13 protein-coding genes are annotated in these 15,693 nt (G+C 39.0%); 5 read left to right on the top strand and 8 right to left on the bottom strand.

Features of this window, described 5'->3' with window-relative positions:
• Positions 1–166: 166 nt before the first annotated feature.
• From HMPREF2613_RS05570 to HMPREF2613_RS05560, 3 genes are all read left to right on the top strand, one after another.
• Positions 167–895 carry an XRE family transcriptional regulator gene (locus HMPREF2613_RS05570; RefSeq protein WP_049488076.1) on the top strand — a complete coding sequence of 243 codons (729 nt, stop codon included), beginning with the start codon at positions 167–169 and terminating at the stop codon, positions 893–895.
• Positions 896–938: 43 nt separating this feature from the next.
• Positions 939–1,661 carry an SNARE domain-containing protein gene (locus tag HMPREF2613_RS05565; RefSeq protein ID WP_049488074.1) on the top strand — a complete coding sequence of 241 codons (723 nt, stop codon included), beginning with the start codon at positions 939–941 and terminating at the stop codon, positions 1,659–1,661.
• Positions 1,662–1,976: 315 nt separating this feature from the next.
• A complete protein-coding gene (locus HMPREF2613_RS05560; protein WP_070479594.1) occupies positions 1,977–3,422 on the top strand; it encodes a recombinase family protein in 1,446 nt (481 codons plus the stop codon).
• Positions 3,423–3,503: 81 nt separating this feature from the next.
• Here the strand turns inward: HMPREF2613_RS05560 and comGB are convergent, their stop codons facing one another.
• The 5 genes from comGB to pbp1b all read right to left on the bottom strand — a co-directional run bounded on the left by comGB (position 3,504) and on the right by pbp1b (position 9,978).
• Positions 3,504–4,520 (bottom strand): competence type IV pilus assembly protein ComGB, encoded by a 1,017-nt coding sequence (comGB, locus tag HMPREF2613_RS05555; RefSeq protein ID WP_083279228.1) that lies wholly within the window; start codon positions 4,518–4,520, stop codon positions 3,504–3,506.
• Entirely contained in the window at positions 4,468–5,409 is a 942-nt protein-coding gene (gene comGA, locus HMPREF2613_RS05550; RefSeq protein WP_070479592.1) for a competence type IV pilus ATPase ComGA, read from the bottom strand. Before comGA ends, comGB begins: the two co-directional genes overlap by 53 nt.
• A gap of 75 nt (positions 5,410–5,484) precedes the next feature.
• Positions 5,485–5,850, bottom strand: a complete 366-nt coding sequence (locus HMPREF2613_RS05545) for a DUF1033 family protein (protein ID WP_000286405.1) — start codon at positions 5,848–5,850, stop codon at positions 5,485–5,487.
• A 149-nt stretch (positions 5,851–5,999) separates the two neighbouring features.
• Positions 6,000–7,058: a zinc-dependent alcohol dehydrogenase family protein gene (locus HMPREF2613_RS05540; protein ID WP_049510020.1), complete on the bottom strand. Its 1,059-nt coding sequence runs from the start codon at positions 7,056–7,058 to the stop codon at positions 6,000–6,002.
• Between the two features lie 469 nt (positions 7,059–7,527).
• Complete coding sequence (gene pbp1b / locus HMPREF2613_RS05535) at positions 7,528–9,978, bottom strand: penicillin-binding protein PBP1B (protein WP_070479589.1); 2,451 nt, start codon at positions 9,976–9,978, stop codon at positions 7,528–7,530.
• 141 nt (positions 9,979–10,119) lie between these two features.
• Here pbp1b and tyrS point away from each other — a divergent pair, with 141 nt between their 5' ends.
• Positions 10,120–11,376, top strand: a complete 1,257-nt coding sequence (gene tyrS / locus HMPREF2613_RS05530) for a tyrosine--tRNA ligase (protein ID WP_070479587.1) — start codon at positions 10,120–10,122, stop codon at positions 11,374–11,376.
• Positions 11,377–11,454: 78 nt separating this feature from the next.
• Here tyrS and HMPREF2613_RS05525 read toward each other — a convergent pair whose 3' ends face one another.
• Together HMPREF2613_RS05525 and HMPREF2613_RS05520 are read right to left on the bottom strand one after the other, a co-directional pair.
• Positions 11,455–13,518 (bottom strand): heavy metal translocating P-type ATPase, encoded by a 2,064-nt coding sequence (locus tag HMPREF2613_RS05525; protein WP_070479584.1) that lies wholly within the window; start codon positions 13,516–13,518, stop codon positions 11,455–11,457.
• 1 nt (position 13,519) lies between these two features.
• Entirely contained in the window at positions 13,520–13,798 is a 279-nt protein-coding gene (locus HMPREF2613_RS05520; protein WP_000910904.1) for a DUF6110 family protein, read from the bottom strand.
• Between the two features lie 257 nt (positions 13,799–14,055).
• Here HMPREF2613_RS05520 and HMPREF2613_RS05510 point away from each other — a divergent pair, with 257 nt between their 5' ends.
• Complete coding sequence (locus HMPREF2613_RS05510) at positions 14,056–14,904, top strand: putative RNA methyltransferase (RefSeq protein WP_070479580.1); 849 nt, start codon at positions 14,056–14,058, stop codon at positions 14,902–14,904.
• Between the two features lie 105 nt (positions 14,905–15,009).
• Here HMPREF2613_RS05510 and HMPREF2613_RS11760 read toward each other — a convergent pair whose 3' ends face one another.
• The gene (locus HMPREF2613_RS11760; protein WP_070479577.1) at positions 15,010–15,216 is read right to left on the bottom strand and encodes a hypothetical protein; all 207 of its coding nucleotides are present in this window, start codon (positions 15,214–15,216) and stop codon (positions 15,010–15,012) included.
• Positions 15,217–15,693: the final 477 nt, after the last annotated feature.

The following is a 15,693-nucleotide window of genomic DNA, read 5'->3' as shown; positions in this document are numbered from 1 at the left end:
ACGATTTTTCGTGTTTTTAGTTTTAAAATTAAGCTCATCTGAGCTTGATATAAGTTTAACACCATTTTTCGTGTTTGTCAACACTAAAAATCGTTTTTTTCTTTCTTTTTTTTATAGACATACGAAAAATCGTGTGGTATAATAAAAAACAGAAAGAGAGGTAACCATGAACGAAGAAAAACTAAAGCAACTAATTCTTTCTCGTTATAGTTCTGTAAAATCTTTTGCAGAAGAAAATGGCATGCCTTATTCAACTGTTCGTTCTATATTAGAGCGAGGAATAATGAATGCTAACGTGGAAAATGCTATAAAAATTTGTTCAGCTTTGGATATTAGACCTGAGATATTTTCTTATTTATTAAAGACACCTAAGAACGAATCTGAAATCCTAACCATCTACAACCAACTAGAAGAGCCTAAACAAGAAAAAGTCCTTGACTATGCCAAGGAACAACTAGAAGAACAAAACAGCTCTAAGATTATCTCTATCTTTGATAAGTCTCAAGACGACGAGGACTACATTACTGATTATGTAGAAGGCTTGGTTGCAGCAGGACATGGAACGTTTCAGGAAGACAATCTACACATGGAAGTAAAGCTCAGAACTGAAGATGTGCCAGAGGAATACGACACGATAGCTAAGGTGGCAGGCGACTCAATGGAGCCACTCATAGAAGATAATGACCTTCTATTTATCAAGGTCACTAGTCAAGTGGATATCAACTCAATCGGCATTTTCCAAGTGAACGGCAAGAACTTCGTCAAAAAGCTTAAAAGAGATTATGATGGTTCTTGGTACTTGCAAAGTCTCAATAATAGCTATGAGGAAATCCATCTAACAGAAAATGACGACATCCGTACAATCGGAGAGGTCGTAGATATTTATAAGGTTTAAAAAAATATGTGCAATCACTGAACCACATTAGAGAGGTTTTAATATGGGAATATTTAATTTTTTATTTGGGAGTAAAAAGCCAAAAGAGTCGCAACAAATTTCCGTTACTATTGCTCCGCCTAAAGAATTTGACTACTATCGGCCTAAGTATTTCAAAATACTAAACTCAAGACCTAATATGTTTGAAATATATGGAAGAGGCTTTGATTTTCCAAAATACAACGATAGCTTTAAAACTCCAGAGGGTTATCCTCTTAGAGAGTTACTACTCTTGGTTTGGTGGGGGAAAACAAAGAGTGGAAGAAAATCAACTATATCAATCCCTAAATATTTTTTTCATGATTACAATCTAAATGCTGAAAAAATAACAAGAAAATTCAAAGACAACTCATTGCTTTATGATGATGACGGCAAAACACTTTTGACTGATGAAGGGAGGGGTATTGCTGATAAATATTCGTCGCTATGGGAGATACACTCAGCTAAAGGATACCCTACAAATCTTGATATCGATTTCCCAACATGGGACAAAAATAAATTTGATTTAATGATGTGCCAAGTGCAAATAAGGTATCACAGTGAGTACGCTAAATTTTGCAAAGAATTAGTTAATTATTTCAACTCCCTAAATGCACCAACAAGCGCTTTAGAAATTCACAATGAAATCAATTACTACATCAATGAAATGAATAGTAATTTAGCAAGAGTAAATGACCTGAAAGAAAAATTGATCATCTTACAAGACAGAGTAGATGATAATGCATAACAAACAAAAAACACTCTCAAATTTTGACTGAGGAGAGTGTTCCGAACGGATTATATTTGACAGCTAAATAGAAATTTTGATAAAATACAGTTGGATTACCTAGATGAACTCATCTAGTGCAAAATACGGCAGGTAGCTCCTGCCTCGGTCACAGCTGTACAATAATTGTGCAGCTTTTTTGATTACACAAACAAAAAAAGCCCCACGCTCTCAAACTTTGGCGAGTCTGAGCGTGAGGCAAGATGTATAGAAAGATAGGCATTAAAAAGCCCTCTTTTCTATACCCTATTTTATCAAAAAGGGGGTACAAAAGCAATGAAATCAATAAATAAAGTAGCTATATATGTCAGGGTGTCCACTACCTCACAGGCAGAAGAGGGCTACTCAATCGAGGAGCAAAAAGCTAAGCTCTCTAGCTACTGCGATATTAAGGACTGGAGCGTCTACAAGATATATACTGATGGTGGTTTCTCGGGATCCAATACTGACAGACCAGCACTTGAGGGGCTTATCAAAGACGCTAAAAGGAAAAAATTTGATACAGTGCTAGTCTATAAACTGGACCGTCTGAGCCGTAGTCAAAAAGATACCCTTTATCTAATTGAAGATATTTTCATAAAGAATAATATAGCCTTTCTGAGCTTGCAGGAGAATTTTGACACCTCTACCCCTTTTGGAAAGGCTATGATTGGGCTCTTGAGCGTCTTTGCCCAGCTTGAGAGGGAGCAAATCAAGGAGCGTATGCAACTTGGTAAAATAGGACGGGCCAAGGCTGGAAAATCCATGATGTGGGCTAAAACATCCTATGGATACAATTATCACAAGGAAACTGGAACTGTGACTATCAATCCAGCTCAGGCTCTAGCTGTTAAATTTATATTTGAGAGTTATCTGAGAGGGAGATCCATTACTAAGCTGAGGGATGATCTGAATGAGAAATACTCAAAACATGTGCCTTGGAGTTATCGGGCGGTCAGAGCCATACTAGATAACCCTGTCTACTGCGGTTTCAATCAGTATAAGGGAGAAATTTATCCAGGTAATCATGAGCCAATAATTACAGAGGAGGTATACAACAAGACCAAGGAAGAACTGAAGATTAGACAAAGGACGGCAGCAGAGAATGTCAATCCTAGACCATTCCAAGCTAAGTACATTCTATCTGGTATCGCCCAATGTGGATATTGTGGCGCTCCTTTAAAAATTATGCTAGGTGTAAAGAGGAAAGATGGGAGCAGGTTAAAAAAATATGAATGCCATCAAAGGCACCCACGAACGCTGAGAGGCGTTACTACCTATAACGACAATAAAAAGTGTGACTCAGGATTTTACTACAAAGACAAGCTAGAGGCCTATGTGCTAGGAGAAATAAGCAAACTACAAGATAACGCTGATTACCTGGACAAAATATTTTCAGGAGACAATGCCGAGACCATAGACCGTGAGAGCTATAAGAAACAAATAGAGGAGCTATCAAAGAAACTGAGCAGACTTAACGATCTATACATAGATGACCGCATTACCCTCGAACAATTACAGAGCAAGTCAGCCGAATTTATAAGCATGAGGGGGATTCTTGAAACTGAACTAGAAAACGATCCAGCGCTCAGGAAAGACAAAAGAAAGGCTGATATGAGGAAGCTGCTAAACGCTGAGAAAGTCTTTTCAATGGATTACGAAGGTCAAAAGGTACTTGTTAGAGGACTTATAAACAAGGTTAAGGTGACAGCTGAGGACATTGTTATCAATTGGAAAATATAAATAATTTTAGTAACCTACATTTCCACAAGTGTGAAAGCTTTAACCTTAGCTTTTTTCAAGAATGTCATCATTTTTTTCATTTTAAAAATTCACCTCCATATTTTGATACATGGGCATTAGCATTGCCGCATAAAGTAAAACGATAATCAGAGCCACAAAGATAAAAACCAGTGGCTGTACTAAGTTCATGGTGCGGTTGACTCGGGTAAAAAAGGCTTCCCAAGTCTTTTCCGCGTAGATTTCCAACTCACTCCCCAGCTTGGACTTGACTTCCCCATACTCGATGATAAGACTCAACTCCTTTTTAAAGAAAGGATAGGTTGCTATGGCTTGAGAAAATTCGCGACCATTTTGTAGGGCTTGAGACAGATCTTGACCGATTTCTTTAAAGAGCTGGGAACCTTGTTCCTGCATGATTTGAAAAATCTGCGTCAGCTCCATCCCCTGTGAAATCATATTACCCCACTCACGCGCATAATAAGCTGTCAAATAGGTCTGCACAAAAATTCCAAAGAAGGGAAGGCGTGCCAGGATAGAAAAGACTCGCATCTTCGAACTTCTTTTATAAAAAGTTAGCGCTAAAAGGGTAAGTAGAGAAACAAACCCTACCATGCCTAGAAAAATTTGTGGCAGATTGCCGATAATTTGGGTGGCAATATTGCTACTATCCAGTTGTGGTAGTAGATAGTTCCGTAACCCCAGCATGATTAAGAGAAGAAACCCCAGCAAAATCAAGGGATAGGTCGCTACTTCAATTAACTTTTTCTTGACCTTGGCCAGATTGTCTAGATACTCTTCTATCTTTCCCAAACTCAGGTGGAGATTCCCATGAACTTCAGCTAGAGATAATTGAATGACAATGGCGCTTGAAAAGCCCAAACTTTCCATCATTTCTGAGAATGATTTCCCCTGAGACAAACCCGAACGCATCTGGTTCACACACTGCTTGTCCAGTAGAGCACTCCTATCTAAAAAGGAGATGGTCTCCACCAAATGAAAACCGCTGGAAAAGAGATTGTTAAACAAGGTGATGATATTTTTTTGCTTAGCTGTAGCTAATTTTTTCCGTTTCAGCCTGAAGACTTGTGATATGTCCATCTTTAAGAAGCTGGTCAATTTGCTCATTCCATTTGTCTGCTTGATGTTCTTGATAGTCTTTGTTTGCAAAATCAACAATTCCTCCTCCCCCAATTAATCTCTGGTAGCAGACTCCTTGCAGAACGACTGCCAATTCCTCCTCACTCACGCCCAACTCCAGCAGGCGCTCATAAACACCACGAATACTCTTGGCGTGAATGGTTGAAAAGACTGTCGCCCCTGTCAAACTAGCTCTGACCACTGCACGCGCCGTCTCGCTGTCCCGAATTTCTCCGATAATCAAGAGGTCAGGTCGATGACGCAAGGAAAGTTTAATCAGATTTTCATAGGTTAGTCCAATCGCCTCATTCAACTGCAACTGAAGCATGTCGTCCTGTTTGATTTCTACTGGATCTTCAATGGACATGACTTGTTGTCCCTTAAAGAGTGACTTGGCTAATTCGTGCATCAAGGTCGTCTTACCACTCCCAACTGGACCAGCAAAAAGATAGAGTCCCCGTTTCCTGTACTGCTTGCCCAATTCTTCAATATCCTGAAACCAAAAATGCAAGTCCTGCTCCTCATCATGCAACAAGCGGATCACCAGACTCTCCTGCCCTCGATAATCGCCTACAGTAGATAGACGTAGAGACGCCATCTTTTGGTCATAGGCATAATCACAGGAACCAAGTTGACTACGTCTCTTTTCTCCAACATTCATACCCGCCACAAACTTAAAGTGACTGATGACAGCCGCAAACTTTTCAAAATCATAAGAACCGATTTTACAGCGCTCATCTCCTATCCTCATATGAAGCTCATAGGCGTCTAACTTGGGGACAAAATAAATGTCTTGTGCCCCTTTTTTCCGAGCCGAACGAATGATTTCTTGTGCAATTTCTTGAACCATACTTACCTCCTCACCTATACTATTCGCAAAAATTGGGAAAAATAAAAAAAGCAACTCCAAAAAGTTACTTTTTCTCTATTTTAATTTCATACGGCAAGAACGGTGCCTTTCCTTACCTGTTTGTTTTTCATAGCCTGGACGTAATTTTTCATCTGGGATAACCTGCTCATCCTGCAAAAGAGCCAAAGAATGGTATTGTTGTAAATACTCATCACATTCATCACACCAGCGTTGATCTTCTGGATCCCAAAAAATAGTCATCAAGTCACTTCTACTTTTATAAAGAGGGGATTCTTGTTCCAATCTAAACCAGCAAGTTTTGTAGTATTTGAGAGCATCATAATACTGGTCAAATTTCTTACTTGCTACAATGTCTTCTTCCCAACCTTCTAAGAACCACCAAGGTTCAAAATCTCCGTACATTTCTATAACACGATACATATTCATTCATTCCTTTGTACCGTATATTATAACCAATTCCGCCAGACAAGAAAAGAAATATGCTCATTTCTTAATTTCCAGATAAAAAATCCAGCCATCTTATGATGACTGAATTTCTATTTGCTTATGTTCCAAAATCTTGTTACTACCTAGGCTTCCGAGATATCGTTTTCGATAATGACCTTGATTGCATGGTGGTCTGCTGCCTTACTGAAGACTTCATAGGCTTTTTCAATTTCACTGAGTTTGAAATAATGAGTTACCAATTTTTCTGGTTCAATCTTATGACTTTCAAGTGCTTTCAACAATTGTGGAGTAGTATTTGTAGATACCAAACCAGTTGTTACATTGATGTTGCGAATCCAAAGTTTGTCCAAATCGAATTCAACTGGTTTACCATGTACACCACAGTTGGCAACTGTCCCGTCTATACCGATAATCTTTTGACAAAAATCAAATGTTGCAGGAATACCAACAGCTTCGATAGCGACATCCACACCACGACCATCTGTCAAATCATAAATTTCTTTAATGGCTTTTTCAGGGTCTGAAGAATTAACTTTATGAGTCGCACCAAATGATACAGCAGTTTCCAAGCGGTTATCGTCTAAGTCCACCATAATCAATTTAGCTGGTGAGTAGAATTGAGCTGTTAAAAGAGCAGCCAATCCAACTGGACCTGAACCAATAATGGCTACACTACAACCAGGTTCTACTTTCCCTTTCAAGACACCAATTTCATACCCAGTAGGCAAAATATCTGATAGCATAACCAAGGCTTCATCTGACAAGTCTTCTGGAGTATGGTAAAGAGTGTTATCTGCATGAGGGACACGTAAATACTCAGCCTGCATACCATCAATCAGGTGACCGAAAATCCAGCCCCCTTCGTCTTCACAGTGGGCATAAATTCCTTTTTTACAGTAGTAGCATTTACCACAGGCACAAACACAAGAAATCAAGACCTTGTCGCCTTTTTTGAAGTTCGAAACTCCTTCTCCAACTTCTTCAACAATCCCAATTCCTTCGTGACCAAGAATGGTACCACTTTGGCAAGCAGGGACATCCCCTTTGATAATATGGAGGTCTGTTCCACAAATAGTAGTTTTTACGATACGCACAATAGCGTCTGTTGGCTTGCGAATCACTGGTTTGTCAACGTCAACAAAAGAAGCAAGTCCAGGTTTAACATAAGTATAGGCTTTCATAAAGCACTCCTCCTTTTTTTATTTGTACTGTTTATAATATAATTGTAAGCCTTTTCATTTGCTTCTTCAAGTGTTTTTGTGATTTTTTTAACTATTTTATTTACCAGTAAAGCAATATAGATAAAAAAGCAGAAGCTAGTCTGCTTTCATCCTTAACAAAGAGAAATTTCACTACTCCATAAGAACTTTCGATTAACATCAAACGACTAAACAAAAATGATATTACTGATAGATGGAGAATATTCTTCTATATCATTGAAACACTAGGACATCCAAAACAATTGCACTTTCAGTAAATTTCTATACTAAAATTACGAATAATCTCTGCAATATTATCTAAGTTGCAATATATATTAGACATTTTACTAACAATTTTTATAATATCGTTTGTCTTTAAGAGCACAATAACGGCCTTGCTTCTCACTTAACGAGATTCAAGACCGTTATTTAAGATTTTTATTTTATAGCTCTATCTTCTACTATTTGATTGTGTTGAAGATGAACTTGATGTACTGCTAGAGCTACTACTTGAGCTTGGTGTAGATGAGAAACTACCAATAATACTTGACCAAGCATTTTGGTAATCTGCTTCACTTCCTCCAATAGCAAAGTGATAGCTTGTCGTAGGAGCTCCCGTCTTGGTAGCCCAATAGCTCGTTACAGTAGAACCTGAAAGATCCACTGTTCTTCCATTAACGGATACTTTGCCAGGCTTCTGCCCTGTTGATCTGAGGACCTGAGATTGAGTCACACTAGAATCAAGATTAAAGCGTTCATTGCCCCAAACACCAGGCTCAGCCTGTTGGATAGCATTGACCAAGTGGGCCATATATTTGGCATTTCGATAATGCCCAGCCCCCTTAGCCATTGGACGGTTGTCATCATGACCTAGCCAACCACCTAGAGTCAATCTTGGCGTCGAAAGCATGAGCCACATATTTTCATCTTCATTGGTTGTACCAGTCTTACCAATCCAGTCTGCACGAGCTAAGCTTGAATTGATAGAAGCCAAATCCGTTTGGAAACTTGAAGTGATCCGAGATGAAATCACCTCACGAAGCAAACTCTGCATAATCGTTGCTGTTGCCTTCGAATACACTTGAACTGGTTTGTCTTGGAATTCATAGATTACTGTGCCATCAGATGATTCAATCTTAGAAATCACATGTTTCTGATGGTAGACACCGTTATTAGCAAGTGTTTGATAACCATTGGTATGCTGGGCAACTGTAACTTCAATACCACCCCCCATAGGCAGACTTTCGATACCGTACTCTGGAATCTCGTAACCCATTTTCTCCATATAGCTCTTAACATCGACACCTTTTTCACGAAGCATGCGATAAGTCCAATAGGCTGGAATATTCCATGAATAGTTTAAAGCATCACCCAAATTGACCATATCTGTGCCTTTACTACTACCATGCACAATCGGACTACCATTTGCAAAATTTGTAGGATAATTTGACAATATGCTAGCACTTCCCATCAAACCTTGATCAATGGCAATTCCGTAGGCCAGCAAAGGCTTGGTTGTAGAGGCTGGTGAACGCTTGGTGTCAAAGGCGTGATTGTTTTGGTTAGTCTGGTAATTACGACCACCAACAAAGCCTAGAACAGCCCCCGTTTTATTGTCCATCAAAACATTCCCTACTTCAGGCTGCCCAGTCGAATCATCTACCAAATGACCATAGTTAGCAACTGCATTTTGCATGGCCGCATGGATTTTTTTATTGATCGTTGTAGTGATTTTGTAGCCACCATTACTTAGTTCCTGCTCAGCTCTCTCATGATAAGCCTTTCGAATCGCTTCATTTTTCAACTCTTGGTTAGAGACATTGTCCTGTCGAACTAAATAATCATACATACGGTCTGTCGCTTCAGCCATAGCTGTAAAGTAGAGATAATCCCTCGAAACAACATTGACAGTTCCTGATGGCAAGAAGTCTTGTTTGAGATTATAGTCCTTGTACTGGTCGTATTCTTCCTGAGTCAGAGCACCCGTGCGGTACATGTTGTAGAGAACATCCTTGGCCCGCTTCAAACCAAGTTCTAAGTCTTCATCACTCTTTAACTCTCCAGTATTTTCATAAGGAGAATAAGTAATCGGACTCTGTGGCAAACCTGCTAGGAAGGCAGCTTGGGGAATACTCAACTTGTTGGCATCGATACCGAAAATCCCTTCAGCAGCTTGCTGGGCACCTGCAATATTCTGCCCTTTATGATTTCGACCAAAGGGAGCAACATTGAGATAAGTCGTCAAGATTTCATCCTTACTCATACTACGTTCCAAGGCAAGGGCATCAACAATTTCTGTAGCCTTACGAGCCAAAGTCGGAGCATCTCCAACCACTTGTTGCTTGATTAACTGTTGAGTCAAGGTCGAGCCCCCGCTAGATGAGCCCAAACCTGCAAAGGTTCCCAATGTCGCCCGAATCACAGCTTTTGGCACAACCCCGTTATGTTCAAGAAAATGTTCATCCTCTGTAGCAACGATAGCCTTTTTGAGATTGTCCGATATTTCCCCAGATGAAACAGAAGTTCGCAGTAGGTCACTCTCGATAGAAGCAATGACACTCCCATCTGCATAAACAATTTCTGAGATGGAAGAAATATTTTTAACCTGCTTTACCAAGTCCTCCGCTTGGGGAACCTTAGCCTTGTCAAACAAAGCAACTCCATAACCAAGAGCTACACCTGCACCAAAAAGTCCACCGATAAAGCCTAGAATAAAGAGAGTATTCAGAATGCCCTTAATAGCAACTAAAATGCTACCTAGGATAGCCAGAACTTTCCCACCTGTCCCATCCGACTTCTTCACTTCTGAGACTTTCTCTGACTTTTTATGATTTATTTTTGATTTTACTCGCTGGAAAAATTCCAGCATTTTTCGTTTTAATTCATTTAATTGATTTTGCATGGATTTCCTCACTGTAACTATTATACCATAAAAGGGAAACTTTCAATAAAATAGCCACTTTCTTCCCTATTCTACTAGGCTATTGCCCAAGTTTGTGATACAATAGATAGAAACAATATTTTTAAAAAGGAGAAAAGACATATGCACATTTTTGATGAGCTAAAAGAGCGTGGTTTGATTTTTCAAACGACTGATGAAGAAGCTTTGCGTAAAGCCCTAGAAGAAGGTCAAGTTTCTTATTATACTGGCTATGATCCAACTGCTGACAGCCTTCACCTAGGCCACCTTGTCGCAATCTTGACAAGTCGTCGCTTGCAGCTAGCAGGTCACAAACCTTATGCGCTCGTTGGCGGTGCTACAGGTCTCATCGGAGATCCGTCCTTCAAAGATGCTGAACGTAGTCTCCAAACAAAAGACACAGTAGATGGCTGGGTCAAGTCTATCCAAGGACAACTTTCTCGTTTTCTTGATTTTGAAAATGGCGAAAACAAGGCTGTCATGATCAACAACTACGACTGGTTTGGCAGCATCAGCTTCATTGACTTCCTCCGTGATATCGGAAAATACTTCACTGTCAACTACATGATGAGCAAGGAGTCTGTGAAAAAACGGATTGAAACAGGAATTTCATACACTGAGTTTGCCTACCAAATCATGCAAGGTTACGACTTCTTCGTTCTTAACCAAGACCACAACGTAACGCTTCAAATCGGTGGTTCTGATCAGTGGGGAAATATGACAGCTGGTACTGAATTGCTTCGTCGTAAGGCTGACAAGACTGGCCACGTTATCACTGTTCCATTGATCACAGATGCAACTGGTAAGAAATTTGGTAAATCAGAAGGAAATGCAGTTTGGCTCAATCCTGAAAAGACTTCTCCATACGAAATGTACCAATTCTGGATGAACGTGATGGACGCTGACGCTGTTCGCTTCTTGAAGATCTTTACTTTCTTATCACTTGATGAGATTGAAGACATCCGCAAACAGTTTGAAGCGGCTCCACACGAACGATTGGCACAAAAAGTTTTGGCTCGTGAAGTCGTTACACTTGTTCATGGCGAAGAAGCCTACAAAGAAGCCCTCAACATCACTGAGCAACTCTTTGCAGGAAACATCAAAAACCTTTCTGTTAAAGAACTCAAACAAGGACTTCGGGGTGTACCAAACTACCAAGTTCAAGCAGATGAAAACCACAACATCGTGGAACTGCTCGTCTCATCTGGTGTAGTAAACTCAAAACGCCAAGCCCGTGAAGATGTTCAAAACGGAGCTATCTACGTCAACGGCGACCGCATCCAAGACCTTGACTATGTCTTGAGTGACGCAGATAAGTTAGAAAATGAACTGACTGTTATCCGTCGTGGAAAGAAAAAATACTTTGTATTGACTTACTAAACTGTTCAACATTTACCTATAAAAAAAAGGAGTTAACCTCGAGAAAGGTAACTCCTTTTTGCTGTTAATAACTCTCATCTATCTATTTTTAATAGACAGGCTACGCAGGACTATGCGTAAGGTTGTTAGATTATGTAAGATAGAGAGATTTGAAGGACTGAGCCAATTAAACAAGCCAAAGCCAATCAAACTACTATTTACGACAACGGTATCTTGAATATTCTTCTTGATGAGTGTTTGCAAAGATGATGATAGCGAATCCAACTCTTGGAAGAAATCCAAACGATTATCTAACAATAAGATATCGCTCATCTGCTTAGAAATATCTGCACTCTCATTCATCACCACACCGATATCTGACAGGGTTAGAGCCGCTGAGTCATTCAAGCCATCTCCAACCATCAAAATAGTGTGACCTGCTTTCTGCAGTTCCTCTACTAACTCAAATTTCCCATCAGGTTTCAAGTCTGTATAGACCTGATCAAAGGGCAAATCTTTGACTAATTCCTCTGTTCTAACCAAGGTGTCCCCTGTTGCCAGAATCAATTTTTTCCCTTGTGCCTTAAGTTTCTCCAAGGCTGCTTTTGCTTCTTTTCTCAAAGGAGTATGAATACAGAACATTCCAATCAATTCATTCTGATAAGCCAAGAATAAGAGATTGTAGTGACTCTTGTACTCTTCAATTAAAGCATTTTGTTCTGAACTGATATGAATTTGCTCATCCTGCATCAAAACATAATTCCCAATAAGAACTGGTTGCCCATCTATATGAGATTTGATCCCCTTGCTTGCGATATATTGGAGTTTCCCATGCATTTCCTCATGTTCAATTCCCTCTATCTCAGCTTGCTTGACGATGGCATTAGCAATAGGATGATAAATGTGTTCCTCAAGACAGGCACTGATTCTGAGAATATCTTCCTCACTATAGTCCCCAAAAGGTAACACCTTTTCAACTATAGGATAACTAGTTGTGATTGTTCCCGTCTTATCAAACAAGAAAGTATCAACTTCCAGGTATTTCTCCAGAACATCCCCATCCTTAATCACCATTTCACGGTTCAACCCCTCCTTGATAGCTGTCAAATAAGCTACAGGAGTAGAGATTTTCAAAGCGCAGGAGAAATCGACCAATAGGAAAGAAATAGCCTTAGAAAAAGAACCTGTCAATAGGTAAGTCAGCCCAGCCCCCAAGAAATTATATTTGACGACCTTATCCGCCATTTTGATGAAATAGCGTTGTTTCGTTTTCTTGTTTTCTTCAGATTTCTTCATCAACTCAATCAGTTGTAAAATCCGGCTGTTCATCTGATTATCGGTTACACGAATGCGCAACTCTCCAGTTTCTAATACTGTATTTGCACAAACCAAATCAGACTCTCTTTTTTCAACTGGAAAACTCTCTCCCGTCAAGGAACTTTCGTTGACCATACCTAAACCTGAAACTACTTGTCCATCAAACAGAATTTCATTTCCTTGAGATAGGACCAAGACATCTCCTATTTGAACATCGGAACTCTTGATACTAACAACCGTATCCCCCTGTACTAGAAATACATCGCTCTCTTTTGCAAGAAGGCTTTGTTCTAAATCTGTTGCAGTTTTTTTCAAGGACCACTGATCTAAATGATTCCCCAAATCAAGCATAAACATGATATTGCTAGCTGTCTTGGATTGGTTCATAAACAAGGACAATAAAATCGCCGAACAGTCCAAAACTTCCATCGTTAGTTCCTTACGCGCTAGTGTTTGATAGGCTTCTCTAATATAGCCAAAAGCCTGATAACAAGTCCATATATAGCGAATAGGATACGGCACAAAACTACGAAAAAGTATACGCTTAATCGCTGCACCTGAAACAATAGAATAAGCACTCTCTTCTCTACGAATGGGAAGAGTCATCAACTCAGAAACTTTCCCTTTATCAATTCTTTTTAAAAAGGCTTCTGCATTATCTAATACAGAAAAGCCTTCTTTTATGCGTAGAGTAAAGTGCTGTTGATCCATGTAAAACTGGATAGACTCAATCCCCTTTTCATCTCTCACCAAGGAACGAAGATAGTCTTGAATATCCAAGGTGAGTGAAAAAGAAGATGATAGTCGGATATGTTGGTATCCTCTATGTAGCACTTTAAAAGACATATTATTCCCCTATAAGGCTATCTAATTGCTCTTCTTTTTTCTCTTGCTCGTACAAATATTTGGCATCTTGCAAGACATCGTCTCCATGTTGTTTCACAACAGAAACAGATGCATCTAGCCCGTCTTTCAACTTGTAAGCCTTAGCCAAAGCTTTAGAATAACCTTTTTTAGCTTCCTTACTTGCCAAGATTTTCAAACCAAGGGTACCAAATGCGACACCACCCAAAAAGAGTGATGATTTTTTCGCAACTTTTGCGACGCTTAATACTTCTTTTAACATACTTATTTCCTCCTTATCATTATTATATAGCAATTTAGATATAAAAGCAATTTCATTTTATAAATTGGAGAATTATACTCAATGAAAATCAAAGAGCAAACTAGGAAACTAGCCGCAGGCTGTACTTGAGTACGGTAAGGCGACGTTGACGTGGTTTGAATTTGATTTTCGAAGAGTATTAGTTTTATTTCTACTGAATCTCCCATCTACTTATTCCTAAAGTTGCTTTCATTTGCCTCTTTTGATACACTTAAACTATGAACACAAATCTTAAACCTAAACTTCAGCGTTTTGCTTCTGCAACTGCCTTTGCCTGTCCTATCTGTCAAGAAAATCTGACTCTGGTAGAGAGCAGTCTCAAATGCAACAATCGCCATTCTTTTGACTTGGCGAAATTTGGCTATGTCAATCTGGCACCTCAAATCAAGCAATCTGCCAACTACGACAAGGAAAACTTTCAAAACCGTCAACAAATCCTAGAAGCCGGCTTTTATCAAGCTATCTTAGAGGCCATTTCCGATTTACTTGCAAGCTCAAAAAATGCCAAAACAATTTTAGATATCGGTTGTGGTGAAGGTTTCTATTCTCGCAAGCTTCAAAAAAGGCATCCTGACAAAACCTTTTATGCCTTTGATATTTCCAAAGATTCCGTCCAAATCGCTGCCAAGAGTGAACCAAACTGGGCAGTCAACTGGTTCGTTGGTGACTTAGCTCGTCTTCCTATAAAAGACGCTAGCATGGATATCCTGCTTGATATCTTCTCACCTGCCAACTATGGAGAATTTCATCGCGTTTTATCCAAAGACGGCATCTTGATAAAGGTTATTCCAACTAAAAATCACCTCAAGGAAATCCGTCAGAAGGTACAAGACCAGCTGACAAACAAGGATTATTCTAATCAAGATATCAAGGAGCATTTCCAGGAACGCTTTACCATCCTATCTAGTCAAACCGCCTCTCTGACTAAGACTATCACAGCAAATCAGCTCCAAGCCCTACTCAGCATGACGCCCCTCCTCTTTCACATCGACCAGACTAAGATTGACTGGAGCCAACTGACAGAGATTACCATTGAGGCTGAGATTCTGGTTGGAAAAGTACTATAATTGACACAAAAAACCGCATTTCAAGAAAATCTGCGGTTTTAAATTTCAATTTTTAAACTATCTATCCCAAAAGTCTAAAACATTTAAAGCTTTTAGCTTCTCCATTTATTTTCGATTCGAAATAACAAACTTATCAATGAACAGTAAGTGATATAAGGCCAGTACCAACCCCCACAAGCTACCACGAAAAGAGATTTCTTGATGATTGAGAGGAAACAAATCGTGGTTACCTATATAGAGGCATGTTAAAATAACAAATAGAATCCAAAATAAATCCGTCCATTTATATTTTGAAAAATATTTTTTCCACATAAGAACACCTTCTTTCCTACAATCATATTATAATACTTTGTGTAAGCGAATACAAGGGATATGAGGTAATCAACTACGAAGAAATATAAGGCTGAAGACAGTAAAAACCAGCTTTTTAAGCGCTGGTTTATTGTTTTAAACTAGGTTTCTTATAAAGATTACTAACACTAAGCTTTAAAAAAAGTTAGTTTTTGAAGCGCTTGGATAAATAGAATCTAGAAAACAGAAAAAACTAAAAAGAATGTAGGGAAATAAACCCTACATTCTTAAAATAACTTAGTACATAAATGACAATGCTGTCGCCGCCATCAATATTGCAAGAACTATTTTCCAAATTTTTTTATTTTTTCCAAAAATCTTATCAGCTAACAAGCTTATTACAAGAAAGGTAATAAACAACACCAATTTAAGTGTATATATCATAAGAACACCTTCTTTCCTATAATCATATTATAATACTTTGTGTAAGCGAATACA

This window comes from Streptococcus sp. HMSC070B10, from assembly GCF_001808665.1.
In the GTDB taxonomy this organism is placed as follows: domain Bacteria; phylum Bacillota; class Bacilli; order Lactobacillales; family Streptococcaceae; genus Streptococcus.
This window is presented reverse-complemented; position numbering and strand designations above follow the sequence as displayed.